17 protein-coding genes are annotated in these 18,806 nt (G+C 68.6%); 13 read left to right on the forward strand and 4 right to left on the reverse strand.

The window, feature by feature from the left end:
- Positions 1-65: 65 nt before the first annotated feature.
- Together AC1C2S_RS17560 and AC1C2S_RS17565 are read right to left on the reverse strand one after the other, a co-directional pair.
- Positions 66-1,049: an ABC transporter permease gene (locus AC1C2S_RS17560; RefSeq protein WP_495353886.1), complete on the reverse strand. Its 984-nt coding sequence runs from the start codon at positions 1,047-1,049 to the stop codon at positions 66-68.
- Positions 1,027-2,688 (reverse strand): ABC transporter substrate-binding protein, encoded by a 1,662-nt coding sequence (locus AC1C2S_RS17565; RefSeq protein ID WP_495353887.1) that lies wholly within the window; start codon positions 2,686-2,688, stop codon positions 1,027-1,029. Before AC1C2S_RS17565 ends, AC1C2S_RS17560 begins: the two co-directional genes overlap by 23 nt.
- A gap of 126 nt (positions 2,689-2,814) precedes the next feature.
- Between AC1C2S_RS17565 and AC1C2S_RS17570 the strand changes: the two genes are divergently transcribed.
- The 5 genes from AC1C2S_RS17570 (at position 2,815) to ndk (ending at position 8,999) form a co-directional block, all read left to right on the forward strand.
- Positions 2,815-3,210 carry a GntR family transcriptional regulator gene (locus AC1C2S_RS17570; RefSeq protein ID WP_495353888.1) on the forward strand — a complete coding sequence of 132 codons (396 nt, stop codon included), beginning with the start codon at positions 2,815-2,817 and terminating at the stop codon, positions 3,208-3,210.
- Positions 3,211-3,443: 233 nt separating this feature from the next.
- Positions 3,444-6,761, forward strand: a complete 3,318-nt coding sequence (gene ileS, locus AC1C2S_RS17575; protein ID WP_495353889.1) for an isoleucine--tRNA ligase — start codon at positions 3,444-3,446, stop codon at positions 6,759-6,761.
- Positions 6,758-8,119 (forward strand): bifunctional folylpolyglutamate synthase/dihydrofolate synthase, encoded by a 1,362-nt coding sequence (locus AC1C2S_RS17580; RefSeq protein ID WP_495353890.1) that lies wholly within the window; start codon positions 6,758-6,760, stop codon positions 8,117-8,119. The genes ileS and AC1C2S_RS17580 overlap by 4 nt, the downstream gene beginning before the upstream one ends.
- A gap of 8 nt (positions 8,120-8,127) precedes the next feature.
- Complete coding sequence (locus tag AC1C2S_RS17585) at positions 8,128-8,583, forward strand: DUF4233 domain-containing protein (protein WP_495353891.1); 456 nt, start codon at positions 8,128-8,130, stop codon at positions 8,581-8,583.
- The gene (gene ndk, locus AC1C2S_RS17590; protein ID WP_495353892.1) at positions 8,580-8,999 is read left to right on the forward strand and encodes a nucleoside-diphosphate kinase; all 420 of its coding nucleotides are present in this window, start codon (positions 8,580-8,582) and stop codon (positions 8,997-8,999) included. The genes AC1C2S_RS17585 and ndk overlap by 4 nt, the downstream gene beginning before the upstream one ends.
- Before the next feature lie 63 nt (positions 9,000-9,062).
- Here the strand turns inward: ndk and AC1C2S_RS17595 are convergent, their stop codons facing one another.
- Positions 9,063-9,689, reverse strand: a complete 627-nt coding sequence (locus AC1C2S_RS17595) for a vitamin K epoxide reductase family protein (protein ID WP_495353893.1) — start codon at positions 9,687-9,689, stop codon at positions 9,063-9,065.
- A 273-nt stretch (positions 9,690-9,962) separates the two neighbouring features.
- On the opposite strand from AC1C2S_RS17595, the gene AC1C2S_RS17600 reads away from it, so the two are divergent.
- Positions 9,963-12,656 (forward strand): Rne/Rng family ribonuclease, encoded by a 2,694-nt coding sequence (locus AC1C2S_RS17600; protein ID WP_495353894.1) that lies wholly within the window; start codon positions 9,963-9,965, stop codon positions 12,654-12,656.
- Here the strand turns inward: AC1C2S_RS17600 and AC1C2S_RS17605 are convergent.
- Positions 12,645-12,938, reverse strand: coding sequence for a DUF4031 domain-containing protein (locus tag AC1C2S_RS17605; RefSeq protein WP_495353895.1), 294 nt, complete (start codon positions 12,936-12,938; stop codon positions 12,645-12,647). The genes AC1C2S_RS17600 and AC1C2S_RS17605 overlap by 12 nt on opposite strands.
- Before the next feature lie 238 nt (positions 12,939-13,176).
- Between AC1C2S_RS17605 and rplU the strand changes: the two genes are divergently transcribed.
- From rplU to nadD, 7 genes are all read left to right on the forward strand, one after another.
- Entirely contained in the window at positions 13,177-13,485 is a 309-nt protein-coding gene (gene rplU / locus AC1C2S_RS17610) for a 50S ribosomal protein L21 (protein ID WP_495353896.1), read from the forward strand.
- A 19-nt stretch (positions 13,486-13,504) separates the two neighbouring features.
- Complete coding sequence (gene rpmA / locus AC1C2S_RS17615) at positions 13,505-13,762, forward strand: 50S ribosomal protein L27 (RefSeq protein ID WP_022892059.1); 258 nt, start codon at positions 13,505-13,507, stop codon at positions 13,760-13,762.
- 72 nt (positions 13,763-13,834) lie between these two features.
- A complete protein-coding gene (gene obgE, locus AC1C2S_RS17620; RefSeq protein WP_495353897.1) occupies positions 13,835-15,439 on the forward strand; it encodes a GTPase ObgE in 1,605 nt (534 codons plus the stop codon).
- Positions 15,436-16,248, forward strand: a complete 813-nt coding sequence (gene proB / locus AC1C2S_RS17625) for a glutamate 5-kinase (protein ID WP_495353898.1) — start codon at positions 15,436-15,438, stop codon at positions 16,246-16,248. The genes obgE and proB overlap by 4 nt, the downstream gene beginning before the upstream one ends.
- Positions 16,249-16,314: 66 nt before the next feature.
- Positions 16,315-17,583, forward strand: a complete 1,269-nt coding sequence (locus tag AC1C2S_RS17630; RefSeq protein ID WP_495353899.1) for a glutamate-5-semialdehyde dehydrogenase — start codon at positions 16,315-16,317, stop codon at positions 17,581-17,583.
- Between the two features lie 51 nt (positions 17,584-17,634).
- Positions 17,635-17,856 carry a hypothetical protein gene (locus AC1C2S_RS17635; RefSeq protein ID WP_495353900.1) on the forward strand — a complete coding sequence of 74 codons (222 nt, stop codon included), beginning with the start codon at positions 17,635-17,637 and terminating at the stop codon, positions 17,854-17,856.
- 16 nt (positions 17,857-17,872) lie between these two features.
- Positions 17,873-18,472, forward strand: a complete 600-nt coding sequence (nadD, locus tag AC1C2S_RS17640) for a nicotinate-nucleotide adenylyltransferase (RefSeq protein ID WP_495353901.1) — start codon at positions 17,873-17,875, stop codon at positions 18,470-18,472.
- Positions 18,473-18,806: the final 334 nt, after the last annotated feature.

Below are 18,806 nucleotides of genomic sequence, written 5' to 3' on the forward strand. Positions count from 1 at the left end.
GCGTCGCCTCAGCGGCAGATGATCGGCGGATGCTTCGACCGTCGTCTGTCGCAGTTCGAGCTCGCTCACCGCCCGGCCTCCTGTCGAAGTCGGGGATCGGCGATGCGCGACGCAACATCGGTGAGCACGGTCATGAGCACGTACACGACGGCGACGAGCAGCACCACGCCGGTCACCACCGGGATGTCGCGGAGCGTCACGGCCTGCAACAGGGTGCGACCGAGACCCGGCATCGCGAAGATCGTCTCGACGACGACGGCCCCCGAGAGCAGCCACCCGAGCGCCCAGCCCGAGAGGCTGATCGCCGGCAGCGCCGCATGACGCACGGTGTGGCGCAATCGCACGCCGAGTGCGGTCTCGCCCCGAGCGCGCGCCGACACCACGAACGGCTGCTGCATGGCATCGAGGAGACTCTCGCGCATGACCTGGGCGAGGAACCCCGCGAGCGGGATCGCGAGCGTCACGACCGGGAGCACGAGGCCTGCAGGCGTGCCGGTGGCCACCGGCGGGAGCCAGCCCAGCGCGGTACTGAAGACCGCGATGAGCACCGCGGCGAGCCAGAAGTGCGGCAGTGCGGCGGCAGAGATCTCGACGCCCTCGCCGACGGCGGAGGCGACACGCCCGCGCCCCGTCGACCAGAGCGCGAGCCCGAGGGCGAGAAGCCAGGCGAGCACGAGGGCCAGGAATGCGAGGAGGAGTGTGCCGCCGATCTGCGCTCCGAGGAGTTCGGCGACCGGCACCTTGAGGGCGTACGAGGCGCCGAGGTCGCCCGTGATGAGCCGGCCGAGCATGGCGAGGTACTGCACGATGAGCGGCTGGTCGAGCCCGAAGTCGCGACGCACCTGGTCGAGTGCCTCCTGCGAGGCCTGGGACCCCGGCCCGCCGAGGATCGCCTGCGCCGGATCACCGGGGATGAGCCGGATGGCGAAGAAGGTGAGAGTGGCGACGGCCCACAGCACGAACACCGCGCCGGCCATCAGGAGGCCGGCGCGGCGAAGCGTCACGCCGCGAGCGGCGCGACGGGACTCAGCCGGCGAGCCAGGCGTCATAGAAGCTCGGCGTCGAGACGGTGGGCATGGCGCGCGCGCCGTGCACCGAGTTGCTCACCAGGAAGCTGTTCTGCTGGTCGTACAGGGGGAGGAGGTAGTAGCCGCCGAGGATGCGCTGCTGGGCCTGCTCGTACAGGGTGGCTCGGGCATCGGCGTCGTTCGTCGCCGCAGCCTCGGAGAGCAGGTCATCGACCTCGGGGTCGTCGAGCTGGGCGAGGTTTGCGAAGTAGCCGCTCGGGGCAGGCGTGATGCTGTCGGAGTGATACAGGATGCGCAGCACGTCGGGGCCGACCTTCGTGTACGGAGCGCTCACGATCTCGTACTCGTTCGCAGCCAGGGCGCCGTACCAGCTCGAGAGATCGAGGAGGGAGATGACGACGTCGAATCCGGCCGCCTTCGCCGTCGCCTGAACCTGCTCGAACAGCGACTGCTCAGCCGGGACCGACTGGTTCGTGCTCACCGGGAACCGAAGCGTGAGGCGGGTGCCGTCTTTCACGCGGTATCCCTCGTCGTCGCGTTCGCTCCAACCGGCCTCGTCGAGCAGAGTGTTCGCCTTATCAAGGTCGGGCTGGAAGAGCGAGTCGTCGGAGTACGCGACGGCCTCGACAGAGGAGAGCGGTGAATATGAGCGCTCTGCGGTGCCGAAGAAGAGCGCGTCGATGCCCTCGTCGACCTCGACGGCGCGGATGAACGCCTCGCGCACGCGCTCGTCGTCGAACGGTGCCTGGCCCGAGTTGAGCTCGATGCGGTTCGCCGCTCCGGGGCGGGGTGCGTCGAGCCAGGTGAGCGAATCGTTCGACTTCGCCGCCGCGATGGTGTCGGGCTGAGGGTTGTCGATGACGTCGACCTGGCCGGCCTGCAGCGCCGCATACCGCGACGCCGAGTCGGGCACGAAGCGCCAGTCGATCGCATCGAGGTACGCGAGGCCGTCGTGTGCGGCATCGGCCGGCGGCGAGGTGTACTCGTCGTTGCGCACGAGGGAGACGTGATCCTGCTTGACCCACTCGTCGACGATGAACGGACCGGTGCCGATCGGCGCCTGGCAGTTCTCGTCCGTGCCGCGGGCGAGGCCTGTGGGCGACTCGATCGCGAGCCACGGCTGCGTGAGCGATTCGAGCAGTGCGCTGTCGGGCGAGCTCAGTACGAATCGTGCGACCTGATCGCTGACGACCTCGACGCGGTCGACCTTGCCGAGTGCGAGGTAGCCCGTCGAGGACTGGGTCGCCGGGTCCTGCAGGTGCTCCATGTTGATCTTCACGGCCTCGGCATCGAGCGGGGTGCCATCGGTGAAGGCGACATCGTCGCGCAGGGTGAAGTCCCACGAGAGGCCGTCGTCCGATGCCTCCCACGACTCGGCGAGCCAGGGGATGATCTCACCCGAAGCGTCACGGGAGACGAGCGACTCCAGGAACTGCCCCGCGAGGAGCGCCTGCGGGTAGTTGCCGCCGACGTGCGGGTCGAGGCACGTGGGTTCGGCGTCGCCGCTCGCGTAGGCGAGGGTGCCGCCCGAGACCGGGTCGCCGGATGCCTCGGGTGCCGGTGCCTGACAACCGGCGAGCGTGATCGTCGACACGAGGGCGACGGCGAGGAACCCGAGCCTGCGGGCATTCGAGGAGGTGGTCACGGGTGCAGCACGCATCGAGGTCCTTGCAATGAGGGAGTGGGGGCGGGCTCTCGTCAGCGCGGGCCCGCATTCATCCTGACACCGCGACACCACCACGACAAGGAAGTTGTTCGAATTCAGATAGAACAATAGACTTTGAGTGTGCTGATTCGTCTCGATCCGACCCTCGAAGCACCGCTGTTCGAACAACTCGCGTCCGGCATCAGGGCCTCGATCATCGACGGGCGCCTCTCGGGCGGCGAGCGCCTGCCCGCCGCTCGCGACCTCGCCGCGTCGCTCGAACTCAACGTGCACACGGTGCTGCGGGCGTACCACCGCCTGCGCGACGAGCACCTCATCGAGCTGCACCGCGGCCGCGGTGCTGTGGTCGCCGTGCGCATCGGCGGCCATGCCGCGCTCGCCGGCGCCGTCTACGACCTCGTCGACGAAGCGAAGAACCACGATCTGCCCGAGGCGGCCCTCCTCGCCCTGATCCGCGAGGCCTACCGCTCCGCGCCGCAGGCATCGGGCGTGCTTCGCCCCATGCCGACGCGGTAGTCTTGACGACAACGACACCGATCCGGCCATCACCGGGGAGTCTTCGGAAGAACACGAACAGATGTCTCGCGGCATCCGCTCGCCAGTAGAACCGAACGGGGCGGCCCGTCACAGCCGGCAACGAGGGGCGAGTCGGTCGCAAGGCGCGACTCGCAAGCGAGGTGGTACCGCGTCGGGAGCTCGTTCGAGCACCGGCGTCCTCGCGAGAGCATCCGTCCCCGCAAGGAGCGAGCGTGTACCCCCGGACCCCAGACGACCACGGTGTCGCCCCCTCACCCGATTTTCCCGCCGTCGAGCGCGAGGTGCTCGCCTTCTGGAAGGCCGACGGCACCTTCCAGGCCTCGATCGACCAGCGCGAGGGCGCACCCGAGTGGGTGTTCTACGACGGCCCGCCGTTCGCCAACGGCCTGCCGCATTACGGGCACCTGCTCACGGGGTACGCGAAAGACCTCTTCCCGCGGTTCCAGACCATGCGCGGCAAGCAGGTGCACCGTCGCTTCGGCTGGGACACGCACGGCCTGCCCGCCGAGCTCGAGGCTGAGCGCCAGCTCGGCATCGTCGACAAGAGCGAGATCGAGGAGATGGGCATCGCGGCCTTCAACCAGGCCGCAAAAGACGCCGTGCTCCGCTATACGAAGGAGTGGCAGGAGTACGTCACGCGGCAGGCCCGCTGGGTGGACTTCGAGCACGACTACAAGACGCTCGACGTGACCTTCATGGAGTCGGTCATCTGGGCGTTCAAGACGCTGCACGACAAGGGCCTCGCCTACGAGGGCTACCGGGTGCTGCCGTACTGCTGGCGCGACCAGACGCCGCTCTCGAATCACGAGCTGCGCATGGACGACGACGTCTACAAGATGCGGCAAGACCAGACGGTCACCGTGACGTTCCCGCTGGTCGGACCGAAGGCGGAGTCGCTCGGGCTCACCGCCGTGCGCGCCCTCGCGTGGACGACGACGCCGTGGACGCTTCCGACGAACTTCGCACTCGCCGTCGGGCCCGACATCGAGTACGCGGTCGTTCCCGCCGGACCGAACGGCACGCCCGACGCGACCGTGCTGCGCGAGAAGGCCGGCACGGCGACGTCAGGTGCAGTGACATCCGACACCGAAGTGCTCGGCGGCGAGTACCTCATCGCCATCGATCTCGTCGGCAACTACGCGAAAGACCTCGGCTACGACTCCGCCGACGAGGCGCGCGCCGCGGTCTCGCGCACCGTGCGCGGCGCCGAGCTCGAGGGTGTCGACTACGACCGGCTCTTCGACTACTACGCCGACGTCGAGGGGTACGGGCTCCAGAACGCGTGGCGCATCCTCGTCGCCGACTACGTCACGACCGAAGACGGCACGGGCATCGTGCACCAGGCGCCCGCTTACGGCGAGGAAGACCAGAAGATCTCAGAGGCCGCCGGCATCCCGGTCGTCATCTCGGTCGACGAGGGCGGCAAGTTCCTGCCGGCGGTGACGGATGTCGCGGGGCTGCTGTGGAGCGACGCCAACAAGCCGCTCACCCAGCTCATCAAGGCCGAGGGGCGCCTGCTCCGCCAGGCGAGCTACGAGCACTCATACCCGCACTGCTGGCGCTGCCGCAACCCGCTGATCTACAAGGCCGTCTCGAGCTGGTTCATCCGCGTGCCCGAGCTCCGCGACCGCATGGGCGAGCTCAATCAAGACATCAACTGGGTGCCCGACAACGTGAAAGACGGGCAGTTCGGCAAGTGGGTCGCCGGCGCCCGCGACTGGTCGATCAGCCGCAACCGCTACTGGGGCTCGCCGATCCCGGTCTGGAAGAGCGACGACCCCGAGTACCCCCGCATCGACGTCTACGGCTCGCTCGAAGAACTCGAGCGCGACTTCGGCCGGCTGCCGGTGAACCCCGACGGCCAGCCCGATCTGCACCGCCCCTACATCGACGAGCTCGTGCGGCCGAATCCCGACGACCCCACCGGTCGCTCGACGATGCGGCGCATCCCCGACATCTTCGACGTGTGGTTCGACTCGGGCTCGATGCCCTTCGCCCAGGTGCACTACCCGTTCGAGAACCAGGAGTGGTTCGACAGCCACAACCCCGCCGACTTCATCGTCGAGTACATCGGGCAGACGCGCGGCTGGTTCTACGTCATGCATGTGCTCTCGACCGCGCTGTTCGACCGGCGTGCGTTCTCGAACGTCGTGAGCCACGGCATCGTGCTCGGCAGCGACGGTCAGAAGATGTCGAAGTCGCTGCGCAACTATCCCGATGTCTCCGAGGTCTTCGAGCGCGACGGTTCCGACGCGATGCGCTGGTTCCTGATGTCGAGTTCGGTGCTGCGGGGCGGCAACCTCGTCGTCACCGAAGAGGGCATCCGCGAGGGCGTGCGCCAGTTCATGCTGCCGCTCTGGAGCACGTGGTACTTCTTCTCGTTGTACGCGAACACGGCCCGCCAGGGCGGCTACGAGGCATCCGCTCGCACGGACTCGACCGACGTGCTCGACCGCTACCTGCTCGCCAAGCTCGGCGAGCTCGTGACCTCGGTCACGGCCGACTTCGAAGAGTTCGACTCGCCGCTCGCCGCCGCCAAGCTCCGCGACTTCGGCGACGTGCTGACCAACTGGTACGTACGCCGCTCGCGTGACCGGTTCTGGGTGGGCGTCGGCGCCGACGGGTCGGGCCGCGAAGCGTTCGACACCCTCTACACGGTGCTCGAGACGCTCACGCGCCTCGCAGCGCCGCTGCTGCCGCTCGTCTCCGACCGCATCTGGCGCGGCCTCACGGGCGGTCGCAGCGTGCACCTCGCCGACTGGCCCGACGCGGCCGGATTCCCGGTCGATCACGAGCTCGTCGCCGCGATGGACGCCGTGCGCGAGATCAGCTCGGCGACGCTGTCGTTGCGCAAGCAGTCGGGTCGTCGCGTGCGGCTCCCGCTCGCGAGGCTCACGGTCGTGGCGACGGATGCCGCTGCGCTCGCGCCGTTCGAGTCCATCCTCCGTGATGAGCTCAACGTGAAAGCCGTCGACCTCGTCACCCTCGACGGGTCGAGCGCCGAGGCGTTCGGAGTGACCAAGCGGCTCACCGTCAACGCGCGCGCAGCGGGGCCGCGCCTCGGCAAGACCGTGCAGCAGGCGATCCAGGCCGCTCGCACGGGCGACTGGAGCGTCGACGGCGAGTCGGTCGTCGCGGGCGGCATCCCACTCGAGCCGGGGGAGTACGATCTCGTGCTCGAGGCAGGCGGAGCCGGCAACGGGTCGAGTGCACTCGCGCTGCTCGCCGACGGCGGCTTCGTGATCCTCGACACGGCGACGACGTCCGAACTCGAGGCCGAGGGCCTCGCACGCGACGTCGTGCGCGCCGTGCAGGAGTCGCGGAAGGCGGCCGGGCTCGACGTCGGCGACCGCATCCGGCTCGAGCTCACCCTCGATGCGGCCGGTGCTGCCGCCGCCGAGACGCACCGGGAGCTGATCGCGGGCGAGACGCTCGCGACCGAGCTGGCAGTGGTCGCCGGCGAACCCGGTGACGAGGCGCGACCCGTGGGCGAATCCTCTCGCCTGATCGTAAGGGTGGCGAAGGCATGACCGACGAGTCCGACTACACCGAGGCGGCCGACGCCGTCTACCGGAGCCTCCTCGATCGGGTCGGCGAAGCCGCCCCCGAGCCTCGCCTCAGCGCCACCCGGCGCGCGGTCGAGATGCTCGGCGACCCGCACCGGGCGGCACCGGTGATCCACATCACCGGTACCAACGGCAAGACCTCGACCAGTCGCATGGTCGAATCGATACTGCGTGCCGGTGGCCTTCGTACCGGCCTCATGACGAGTCCGCACCTCGAGCGCTTCACCGAACGCATCCTCATCGACGGCGAGCCGATCACCGACGAGGCGATCGCCCGCAACTGGGAGGAGATCGCACCGTTCATCCTCCTCGTCGACACCGACCTCGACGCCGCCGGAGAACCGCGGCTCACCTTCTTCGAAGCGCTGACCGTGCTCGCGTTCGCGTGCTTCGCCGATGCCCCCGTCGACGTCGTCGTGCTCGAGGTCGGCATGGGCGGCGAATGGGACTCGACGAACGTCGCCGACGGCCAGGTGGCGGTCTTCACGCCGATCGCCCTCGATCACGAGTCGGCACTCGGTACGACGATCGAGCAGATCGCCCGCACCAAGGCAGGCATCATCAAGCGCGACGCAGCTGTCGTCACCGCCTTCCAGACACCCGAAGCGCTCACCGTGCTGCGCGACACGACCGCCGAGCACGACGGCACCTTCGCCGTCGAGGGCGGCGCCTTCGCAGTGCTCGACTCGCGGGTCGCCGTCGGCGGTCAGCTCATCTCTGTGAGGGGACTCGCGGGGGAGTATCGCGATCTCGCCCTGCCGCTCTTCGGGCGCCACCAGGCGGAGAACGCCGCCGTCGCGATCGCCGCCGTCGAGTCGTTCCTCGGCGCCGGCACGATGCGACTGGCCGACGAGGTGCTGCAGCAGGGTCTCGGCCTGACGACCTCGCCCGGGCGCCTTCAGATGGTCGGCACCGAGCCCCCCGTGCTCGTCGACGCCGCGCACAACCCGCACGGCGCTGCTTCGCTGACCGCTGCACTCGAGGAGTACTTCGATTTCGAGGAGGTCGTCTTCGTACTCGGCGTGCTCGCTGGAAAGGACGTCGACGGCATCGTCACCGCCCTCTCGCCGGGCGGGGCTCGCTTCATCGTCACCGCGCCGGCATCCGAACGCGCGATCGGTGCAGACGAGCTCGCGGCATCCGTCGCGCGCGTCGTCGGCGCAGATCGCGTCGACCTCGTTGCGCGGCTCGACGACGCACTCGACGAGGCGCGAAGCTGGGCGGCTGCGGCGCCGAAGCGCGCGGTCGTCGTCGCGGGGTCGATCGTGCTCGTCGGTGAGGCGATCGGCATCGCCTCGGATCGCGGATGGGGGCGAGCTTGAGCGACTCGATGTCATCTCAGGAGCCCGCACCCGAGGGTGACTCCGACCGTGTGCGTGACGGTGCTGCGGGTACCGCGCCAAGCGCCGGCGCGCGCTCGGTGCGTCAGACCCTCGCCACCATCGTGCTCGCCTTCGAAGTCATCGTCGTCTTCCTCGCCGCCCTCGTCATTTGGGGGCTCGCCCAGGGCGAAGGCGAAGGCGCACTGCCGTCATGGGTCGCCCTCATCGCCGGCGGTGTCATCATCATCGGGCTGATCGCGACGATCGGGCTCCTTCGATACCAGTGGGCCTATCTGCTCGGCTGGGTGATCCAGGCGCTCATCCTCGCGGCAGGCTTCCTCAACCCTGCGATGTTCGTCGTGGGCGCGCTCTTCGGCGGCATGTGGTGGTACTGCATGGTCGCCGGCGCACGAATCGACCGAGAACGAGCGGCCGCGGCCGCTCAATGGAAGGAACAGGAATGACCACTCCGATCGAAGAGACCCTCGTGCTCGTCAAGCCCGACGGCGTCGCCCGCAACCTCACTGGCGAGATCCTCCGGCGCATCGAGGCGAAGGGGTACTCGCTCGTCGACATCAGGCTGGTGCTGGCCGACCGCGAGCTGCTCGCCCGCCACTACGCCGAACACGAGGGCAAGCCGTTCTACGAGCCGCTCATCGAGTTCATGGAGTCCGGTTCCATCGTCGCGATGCGGGTCGCCGGCAACCGTGTGATCGAGGGCTTCCGGGTGCTCGCGGGCACGACCGACCCCACGACCGCCGCGCCCGGCACGATCCGGGGCGACTACGGCCGCGACTGGGGCCTGAAGGTGCAGCAGAATCTCGTGCACGGCTCCGACTCGGTCGACTCGGCCGAGCGCGAGCTCGCGCTCTGGTTCTGAACGCCTGAACGACGAGCGGATGCCGCGGCGACCGGGCGACCCGATCGCCGCGGCATCCCCGTGTCAGCTGAACAGGTTCTGCAAGTCGATCATCACCCGCGGGATCGCGTCCATCTGCGCTTGCGCGAGCAGTATGACGATCGCGTAGCAGATGACCGTGATGAGCGGCACCCAGCCGAGCCAGGCGCCGGCGAGGCGACGGACACGTGCCGAACCCGGAATATGTCCCTCACGCAGGTTGTAGAGCGTAAGAGCCCAGAACGTCGGGATCGTGACCGCCCAGGTGAGCATGCACCACGGGCAGAGCACGTCGAGCACGTAGATGCTCTGGAAGATGAGCCACCCCACGAAGACGAGCGCCCCGGCGACGCCGACGTTGAACACCGCCCAGAACCATCGGGCGAACGTCGCACCGGCGAGGATCGCCACCCCGACCGTGATCACCACGGGCCAGGCTATGAGGCCGATGAACGGGTTCGGGAAGCCGAACAGCGCGCCCTGCCACGACGCGAGATTCGTGCCGCAGCCGACCAGCACGCCGACATTGCACGACGGCACGTGCGAAGGATCGCTCAGCGTCAGCACCTTCTCGATCGACAGTTCGAACGCCGCGTAGAGGCCGATGGCCCCTGCGACGACGAGGAAGATCGCGAGGGCGACGGGTCTGGAACGTCGGGAGGAGTCCGGCATGCTCGGATTATGGCATGCCGATTCCGACCTCACCTGCGAGAGCATGCGATAATCGATTGAGTCGTCCGGGCCGCGCCCGACACGACGCCAATGAGGGCTTGAGGATGCAGTGCATCCGAGTAGGCGGTGAACGCACCGCGAGACGTGGCGACAAGGCAACCTGCCGGTCGCAGTTATGAAGGATTCAGCGGCTCAGCGCGAAGCGCGAGGCCGCTCCAGACGAGTACGGTACGACGGCGCGGCCGTCGAAACCGGCGTAGGAGTGCACCAGAGATGGTGGAAGGCAACGAGAAGAACACGAACGAACCCGAGGCCGGCAACGGCCCGACCCGGCGGCGTGGAGGCCTGTTCGGCTCGCGTCGCGGTGGCCGATCGAAGGCGACCGAACCGGTGGTGCCGGCCGAGACGCCGGAGACTCCCGTGACGGAAGCCGGGGTCACGCAGTCGAGCCCGGCCGTCGATGCCGAGACCCAAGAGGGCAGCGGCGTCGAGGCGTCGCTCACGGCTGGCACCGACGTCGCGGTCGACGGCGGCGACGAAGCATCCGTCGCCTCCGTGGTCGAGGCGCCGCCGACACCGGAGCCCGTCGCCGAGACGAAGTCACCCTCATCGGTGTCGCCGATCCCGGCCGCGCTCTCGACGACGTCGCTGATCTTCCACGCGCCGCCGGTGCTCGTCGCATCGGAGCGCCCGGAACGCTCGGAGCGTGGCGATCGCGACGAACGCGACGAACGCGACTCGGGCGATCGCGACCGTGACCGAGGAGGTCGCGATCGCGAGCCCGACGAAGAGGAGTCCTCGACGGTGCGCCGGCGCACTCGACGCCGCAGCGGCGAAGAGGGGCGCTCGAACACCGACGAGCCGGCGAACACGGTCGTCAAGGTGCGCAAGCCCCGCGAGGTCGAACTCATCACCGAGCCGCAGAAGGTCAAGGGCTCCACGCGCCTCGAGGCGAAGAAGCAGCGCCGACGTGACGGCCGCGACGCCGGTCGCCGCCGTGCGGTGATCACCGAGGCCGAGTTCCTCGCCCGGCGCGAGTCGGTCGACCGTTCGATGGTCGTGCGCGAGAAGGGCGGCCGCATCCAGATCGGCGTGCTCGAAGACGGAGTGCTCGTCGAGCACTACGTCGCCCGCAACCAAGAAGCGTCGCTCATCGGCAACGTCTATCTCGGCCGCGTGCAGAACGTGCTGCCCAGCATGGAGGCCGCGTTCGTCGACATCGGCCGGGGCCGCAATGCGGTGCTCTACTCGGGCGAAGTCGACTGGGAAGCCGCAGCCGAGAACGGCGAGAAGAACCAGCCTCGCCGCATCGAGCTCGCCTTGAAGCCCGGCGACCGGGTGCTCGTGCAGGTCACGAAAGACCCGGTCGGTCACAAGGGCGCCCGGCTCACGAGCCAGGTCTCGCTGCCCGGCCGCTACCTCGTGTACGTGCCCAACGGCTCGATGAACGGCATCAGCCGCAAGCTCCCCGACACCGAGCGTGCGCGCCTGAAGAAGATCCTCAAAGAGGTGCTGCCCGACAACCAGGGCGTCATCGTGCGCACCGCCGCCGAGGGCGCGACCGAAGAGCAACTCACCCTCGATGTGAACCGCCTCATCGCGCAGTGGGCCGAGATCGCCACGCAGCTCGAGAAAGTGCAGGCGCCCGCGCTGCTGCACTCCGAGCCCGACCTGCTCATCAAGATCGTGCGCGACGTCTTCAACGAAGACTTCCAGAAGATGGTCATCGAGGGCGACGACGCGCGCCAGACCATCGAGCGGTACCTTCGTGCCGTCGCTCCCGATCTGCTCGAGCGCGTAGACGCGTACACCGGTGAGCGCGACTCCTTCGAGGAGTTCCGCATCAGCGAACAGATCGAGAAGGCGCTCGACCGCAAGGTGTGGCTGCCTTCGGGCGGCTCGCTCGTGATCGACCGCACCGAGGCGATGACCGTCGTCGACGTCAACACCGGCAAGTTCGTCGGCTCGGGCGGCAACCTCGAAGAGACGGTCACGAAGAACAACCTCGAGGCGGCAGAAGAGATCGTTCGCCAGCTTCGGCTCCGCGACATCGGCGGCATCATCGTCGTCGACTTCATCGACATGGTGCTCGAGACCAATCGCGATCTCGTGCTGCGCCGTCTCGTCGAGTGCCTCTCGAGGGACCGCACGAAGCACCAGGTCGCCGAGGTCACCTCGCTCGGCCTCGTGCAGATGACCCGCAAGAAGCTCGGTCTCGGGCTGCTCGAGTCGTTCAGCGAGCCGTGCGAGATCTGTGCGGGTCGCGGCATCATCGTGCACCACGAGCCCGTCGTGAAGCACCGCTCCGCGCAGCAGCAGCAGCCCGAGCGTCGCGGTCGCGGTCGCGGTGGCAACCAGCAGCAGTCGACGCAGGCGCCCGCTGAGCCGAAGACGCACACCGGCACCCACGCCATCACCGATGACGTGAAGAACGCGCTCGCGCAGATCGCGGCGTCGACGATTCCGCACACCGAGCAGAAGCCCGAGCAGCACGAGGCGGATGCCGCGGCCGAGACGCCAGCGGCAGAATCGACCGTCGCCGAGCGATCGACCGTCGCCGAGCGCGCCCCCAAGGCCGATACCGCCGAGAAGTCGGCCGAGTCGGCGGGCTCTCGTCGCCGCGGCCGTCACCGCCGCGTCTCGCAGGAGCAGGGTGCCGCACCCACGGCACCTGCACCCGACGCAGCAGACGAAGCACCGAACGCAGCCGATCAAGCGTCCGAGGTTCCGCAGATCCTCGACCTGCCCGTGCCGCCGGTCGAGCGCAAGCGCCCGGCGCGCCTCGCCGAGACCGAGGTGCTCCTCGATTCGGTGCTCGACGCACTGCCCGCTCCCAAGAAGGCCGGTGAGGGGCGTACGCGCAGTCGTCGCGTCTCCACGGCGGCACTCAGCACGGCCGGCGCGGCACCCGTCATCACCCGGGCCGACGGCTCGGGCGACGACGGGGCATCCGACTCAGCCGAGTGAGCGTCGGGCTGCGCGCTCGCGTCGCTCACGCGGCGTGACGCGCAGCCCGCTTCGGCGGAGTCGCACCACGAGCTCCCTTGGCGAGACGGCCTGGGCGCCCGCCGCCACGAGGTCGTCGTAGCGTTCGACCGGCACGTCGTAGTGGTCGAGGTCGAAGGATCTCGGCGGGAGATCGGCCCGCTGCGCGAAAGCGTGGAGCTCCTCGATCGACTCGTCGCTGACGAGATGCGCCCACACGGTTCCGTGCTTCGGCCAGAGCGGCGTGTCGATCAGCACGGTCATGTTGCGATCCTATGCGCGGGTGGCGACGACTCGCCGTGGGCCGCGCGTTTGACCGGCCCCCCGACATCGGATAAACTCGACCGTTGGTGCCACCGCTTATCCCGGTGTGCCCGCTTGCAGTTCATCTGCACCAGCGTTTTCTGGCAGTGACGACCCCTTCTTCCCGCTGAGGTCCCGCGCAGTGACACCCCATCAGACAGTTGGAGCCCCCGGGTTTCCCCAGAGATAGGTACGAAGAGTGGTTTACGCAGTAGTGCGCGCCGGCGGTCGGCAGGAGAAGGTCGAAGTCGGCACCATCGTGACGATGGATCGCGTCAAGGCAGACAAAGACGGCAACGTCACGCTCGCCGCGGTGCTCCTCGTCGACGGCGACAAGATCACCTCCGACGCGAAGTCGCTCGAGAAGATCACGGTTACGGCCGAGGTTCTCAACGACCTCCGCGGCCCGAAGATCGTGATTCAGAAGTTCAAGAACAAGACCGGTTACAAGAAGCGCCAGGGTCACCGTCAAGACCTGACGCGCGTCAAGGTCACCGGAATCAAGTAGAGCCTGAGGAGAGCAGCTAATGGCACACAAAAAGGGAGCGAGCTCTACTCGCAACGGTCGTGACTCCAACGCACAGCGCCTCGGCGTGAAGCGCTTCGGTGGCCAGGTCGTCGGCGCAGGCGAGATCATCGTCCGCCAGCGCGGCACCCACTTCCACCCGGGCGCGGGCGTCGGTCGCGGTGGCGACGACACCCTGTTCGCACTCGAGGCCGGCGCGGTGCAGTTCGGTCACAAGGGCGGCCGCAAGGTCATCAACATCGTGGCGGTCGGCGAATAGTCGATCGACGGTTGTCGTGAGGGCGGGCTTCGGCTCGCCCTCACGTGTTTTCATCGGTTTGGAGAGTGCAGCATGGTCAGCTTCGTCGACGAGGTGACGCTGTTCCTGCGTGCCGGTCATGGCGGGAACGGCTGCGTCTCGGTGCGCCGTGAGAAGTTCAAGCCACTCGCGGGCCCCGACGGCGGCAACGGCGGGCACGGCGGCGACATCGTGCTCGTCGCGGACCCGCAGGTGACCACCCTCCTCGCCTATCACGGGCGTTCGCACCGCAGCTCCTCCAACGGCCAGCCCGGCATGGGCGATCACCGCTCCGGCGCGCTCGGCGAGACTCTCGAGCTGCCCGTGCCCATCGGCACGGTCGTCAAAGACGAGCACGGCGTCGAATTGGCCGACCTCACCGAGCCGGGCACGCGTTACGTCGCCTCGGCCGGCGGCCTCGGCGGACTCGGCAACGCCGCACTCTCGAGTACGAAGCGCAAGGCGCCCGGCTTCGCGCTCCTCGGCACGCTCGGCGACGAGGTCGAGATCACGCTCGAGCTGAAGACCATCGCGGATGTCGCGCTCGTCGGTTACCCGTCGGCGGGCAAGTCGAGCCTCATCGCTGCATTGTCGGCGGCTCGACCGAAGATCGCCGACTATCCGTTCACGACGCTGCACCCGAACCTCGGTGTCGTGCAGGCGGGCGACCACCGCTTCACCGTGGCCGACGTGCCCGGCCTCATCGAGGGCGCGAGCGAGGGCAAAGGGCTCGGCCTCGAGTTCCTCCGCCACGTCGAACGCTGCACGGCACTGCTGCACGTCGTCGATTGCGCCACCCTCGAGCCCGGTCGCGACCCCATCACCGACCTCGAAGTGATCCTCGGCGAGTTGGCCGCATACCCCGTTCCCGAGGGTCAGGTGCCGTTGCTCGAACGCCCACAGCTCGTCGCCCTCAACAAGATCGACGTGCCCGAGGCACGCGAACTCGCCGACTTCGTGCGTCCCGAACTCGAGTCCCGTGGCTACCGCGTGTTCGAGATCTCCACGGTCAGCCATGAGGGCCTTCGCCAGTTGGGCTTCGCGCTCGGTGAGCTCGTCGATGCCAGCCGCGCCGAGGCGGCCGCTGCTCCTGCGCCCGAGCGCATCGTCATGCGTCCGAAGTCCTCCAACGACCCCGGCTTCACCGTGCGGGCAGAGGGCGGCAGCTACGGCACCCTGTACCGCGTACTCGGACAGAAGCCCGAGCGGTGGGTTCAGCAGACCGACTTCACGAACGATGAAGCCGTCGGCTTCCTCGCCGATCGACTGGCGAAGCTCGGCGTCGAAGACGCACTCGTGCGCGCGGGCGCCGACGCCGGCTCGGCCGTCGTCATCGGAAAGGGTGCCGGGGTCGTCTTCGACTGGGAGCCGACGCTCACGTCGACCGCCGAGCTCATCACCGCGCCGCGCGGATCCGACATCCGTCTCGACGAGAACCGGCGTGCCACGCGCGCCGAGCGTCGAAGCGAGTACTACGAGCGCATGGATGCGAAGGCCGAGGCACGCGCCGAGCTCGAGCGCGAGCGCGGCGCCGGCATGTGGTCGGAGCTCGATGAGCAGACGGCGGCAGAGGCTGCCGCAGGCAGCGACGTCGACGCCCCACCACCAGCAGGCGTGTCCGACGACGGGGAGGACTCGAGCAGCGAGGAGCGCGCATGACGCCTCGCAATCGGTCCGAGATCCCGGCGGCGACCCGCATCGTCGTGAAGGTCGGCTCTTCGTCGATCAGCGGCGAGAACGCCGAACAGATCGGGCCGTTGGTCGATGCCCTCGCCGCCGCACATGCTCGCGGCGCCGAGGTCGTGCTCGTGTCGTCAGGGGCGATCGCCACGGCGATCCCGTTCCTCAGCCTCGACGGCCGGCCATCCGATCTGGCGACGCAGCAGGCCGCCGCCGCGGTCGGCCAGAACGTGCTCATGTGGCGCTACCAGACGAGCCTCGATCGCTACGGGGTGCTCGCCGGTCAGGTACTGCTCACCGCCGGCGACCTCGAGAACGCCACGCCCCGCTCGAACGCGCAGCGCGCGATGGACCGGCTGCTCTCCCTCCGAATCCTGCCGATCGTGAACGAGAACGACACCGTCGCGACCCATGAGATCCGATTCGGCGACAACGATCGGCTCGCGGCCCTCGTCGCCGAGCTGATCGGCGCCGAACTTCTCGTGCTGCTCTCCGACGTGGATGCGCTCTACACGAAGCCGCCGCACCTCGACGGCGCGCTACGCATCGAGCATGTGCCGTTCGGCGACCCCTTGTCGGGCGTCGAGATCGGAGCGGCCGGGGGCGCCGGCGTCGGAGTCGGGGGAGCGGAGACCAAGGTCTCCGCGGCCCGCATCGCCGCCGAGGCGGGCGCCGCCGTGCTCATCACCTCGACTCCGCTCGTCTCGGAGGCACTCGCCGGCGCCGCGGTCGGCACTTGGTTCGATCCCGCCCCTGAAGGTCGCCCGGCGACGGCCCCAACGCGGTGACCACCGGCGCGACCTGACGATCGTCATACGGTGAACGGCGACACGCCGCTCACCTAGGCTGGTCGCATGGAGCAGCCCGACTTCGACGCCTCGGTGATCGACACCCGCCTCGCCGCCGCGAAAGACGCCTCCCGCCGCCTGGCACAGGCCACGACGGCCGAGAAGGACGCGGCGCTCGAACAGGTCGCCGTGCTGCTCGTAGCCCGTTCGGCAGAGATCATCGCGGCGAACGGCGCCGACCTCGAAGCGGGTCGCGGGGCCGGACTCGCGTCAGGACTGCTCGACCGGCTCACGCTCGACGAACGACGGGTCACCGCTCTCGCCGGTGCGGTTCGCGAGGTGATCGGCCTCGCTGATCCCGTCGGCGACACCGTGAGCGGCCGTTCGCTGCCCAATGGCGTGCGCATCGATCAGATCCGTGTGCCGCTGGGCGTCATCGGCGCCATCTACGAAGCACGACCGAACGTCACGATCGACATCGCAGTGCTCGCGCTCAAGAGCGGCAACGCCGTGGTGCTCCGAGGTGGCACGGCGGCCGAGCAGACGAACCGGGTGCTCCTCGGCGTGCTTCGCGACGCACTCGACTCGGTCGGCCTGCCGGCCGAAGCGGCGCAGACGGTCGACGACTTCGGCCGCGCAGGGGCCCGCCACCTCATGCAGGCCCGCGACTACGTCGACGTCCTCATCCCGCGCGGCAGCTCCGGGCTCATCAGAGCCGTCGTCGACGAGGCGAAGGTGCCGGTCATCGAAACGGGAGCCGGCGTCGTGCACATGTTCCTCGACGAGAGTGCCCGCGAAGACTGGGCGGTCGATCTCGTGCACAACGCCAAGACGCAACGGCCGAGCGTCTGCAACGCACTCGAGACGTTGCTGGTGCACTCGGGCGCGGCGGAGCGCCTGCTCCCTCCGGTGCTGGCTCGCCTCGAGGCATCCGGTGTCACCGTGCACGGCGACGAGCGCGTGCGCGCCATCCGGCCCGAGGTGCAGGCGGTCACCGATGAGGACTGGGCGACCGAGCACATGTCGCTGGACATCTCGGTCGGGGTCGTCGACTCGCTCGACGGCGCCCTGCGCCACATCCGCCGGTATTCCACCAAGCACACGGAGTCGATCGTCACGAACGACCTCGGCAACGCCGAACGATTCCTGAACGAAGTGGATGCCGCGGCGGTCATGGTCAACGCCTCCACCCGCTTCACCGACGGCGCAGAGTTCGGGTTCGGTGCAGAGGTCGGCATCTCTACGCAGAAACTGCACGCGCGCGGGCCGATGGGGCTCCCCGAATTGACGAGCACGAAGTGGATCGTGCGCGGTGCCGGGCACGTGCGCGACTGACCTCGCTAGACTGTTCGGAGCACGACCCGCAGGATTCGAAAGGAACGGCGAATGAGCCTAGCCACCGCAGTACAGACCTCGACCGTGTTGAGTGAGACGGTGCACGCGAGGGAACTGCCGATGGAGACTTGGGTCTACGGCCTCATCGCGATCGTCATCTTCGCCGCGCTCGGTTTCGTCGTCGCGTCGTACCGCGACGTGGCCAACCGGCACGCTGCCAAGGCGGCGGCCTACGCCGCCCGTCACACCGGAGACGAGCACGGCGGCCACTGAGGCGGGCGGCCGCCAGATGACGGTCGCGGAACGCCGGCCTCGCATCGGGGTCATGGGCGGCACGTTCGATCCCATCCACCACGGTCACCTCGTCGCGGCAAGCGAAGTGGCGCAGTCGCTCGAGCTCGACGAAGTCGTGTTCGTGCCGACCGGCCAGCCGAGCTACAAGTCGAACGTCACCCAGGCTGAGCACCGCTATCTGATGACGGTCATCGCCACGGCATCGAACCCGAGATTCACCGTGAGCCGGGTCGATATCGACCGCAAGAAGCCGACGTTCACGATCGACACCCTGCGCGATGTTCGACGTGAACGCCCCGATGCCGACCTCTACTTCATCACCGGCGCCGACGCGATCGCGCAGATCCTCTCCTGGAAAGATGTGCAAGAACTCTGGGATCTTGCGCACTTCGTTGCTGTGAGTCGTCCGGGACATGTGCTGTCTGTTTCTGGATTGCCGGAGCAAGACGTAAGCTTGCTTGAGGTTCCGGCACTTGCGATCTCGTCGACCGATTGCCGGAGCAGGGTGCGCCGGGGTTTCCCGGTTTGGTACTTGGTGCCCGATGGGGTCGTCCAGTACATCTCCAAGCACCATCTCTACCGGAGTGTCGAATGACGTCGTCGCAGGATCCGCCGCTGACGCGCCGCGAAATACGCGAACGCGAGCGTCTGCTGGAGCAGCAGGTTCCTTCGGTGAGCCCGGATGCCCCGCCGCAGGCGGTTCCTGCACCGGCTCCCGCACCCGTGCCGCCGCAGCCCGTTCCCGTGGCTCCCGCGCAAGCGGTTCCCGCACCGGCGCTTCCGGTGTCAGGATCGAACCCCGCGTATGCGGCGCCCCGGCCCGCTGGTGCGTTCGCTGAACCCACCTCGCCTTACGCCGCGCCGCTACCGCAGCAAAGCCCATTCGCACCGCGCCCAGTGCCGCCCGCGCCGGCTCCAGCCGCGCCGCA

It is taken from the genome of Agromyces sp. Y782, assembly GCF_059445405.1.

Bases quoted from the DNA above. Each gene is read 5' to 3' on its own strand.
- AC1C2S_RS17560 (WP_495353886.1), bottom strand. From the start codon at position 1,049: ATGACGCCTGGCTCGCCGGCTGAGTCCCGTCGCGCCGCTCGCGGCGTG.
- AC1C2S_RS17565 (WP_495353887.1), bottom strand. From the start codon at position 2,688: ATGCGTGCTGCACCCGTGACCACCTCCTCGAATGCCCGCAGGCTCGGG.
- AC1C2S_RS17580 (WP_495353890.1), top strand. From the start codon at position 6,758: ATGACCGACGAGTCCGACTACACCGAGGCGGCCGACGCCGTCTACCGG.
- AC1C2S_RS17585 (WP_495353891.1), top strand. From the start codon at position 8,128: ATGTCATCTCAGGAGCCCGCACCCGAGGGTGACTCCGACCGTGTGCGT.
- ndk (WP_495353892.1), top strand. From the start codon at position 8,580: ATGACCACTCCGATCGAAGAGACCCTCGTGCTCGTCAAGCCCGACGGC.
- AC1C2S_RS17595 (WP_495353893.1), bottom strand. From the start codon at position 9,689: ATGCCGGACTCCTCCCGACGTTCCAGACCCGTCGCCCTCGCGATCTTC.
- AC1C2S_RS17600 (WP_495353894.1), top strand. From the start codon at position 9,963: ATGGTGGAAGGCAACGAGAAGAACACGAACGAACCCGAGGCCGGCAAC.
- AC1C2S_RS17605 (WP_495353895.1), bottom strand. From the start codon at position 12,938: ATGACCGTGCTGATCGACACGCCGCTCTGGCCGAAGCACGGAACCGTG.
- rpmA (WP_022892059.1), top strand. From the start codon at position 13,505: ATGGCACACAAAAAGGGAGCGAGCTCTACTCGCAACGGTCGTGACTCC.
- obgE (WP_495353897.1), top strand. From the start codon at position 13,835: ATGGTCAGCTTCGTCGACGAGGTGACGCTGTTCCTGCGTGCCGGTCAT.
- proB (WP_495353898.1), top strand. From the start codon at position 15,436: ATGACGCCTCGCAATCGGTCCGAGATCCCGGCGGCGACCCGCATCGTC.
- AC1C2S_RS17630 (WP_495353899.1), top strand. From the start codon at position 16,315: ATGGAGCAGCCCGACTTCGACGCCTCGGTGATCGACACCCGCCTCGCC.
- AC1C2S_RS17635 (WP_495353900.1), top strand. From the start codon at position 17,635: ATGAGCCTAGCCACCGCAGTACAGACCTCGACCGTGTTGAGTGAGACG.
- nadD (WP_495353901.1), top strand. From the start codon at position 17,873: ATGACGGTCGCGGAACGCCGGCCTCGCATCGGGGTCATGGGCGGCACG.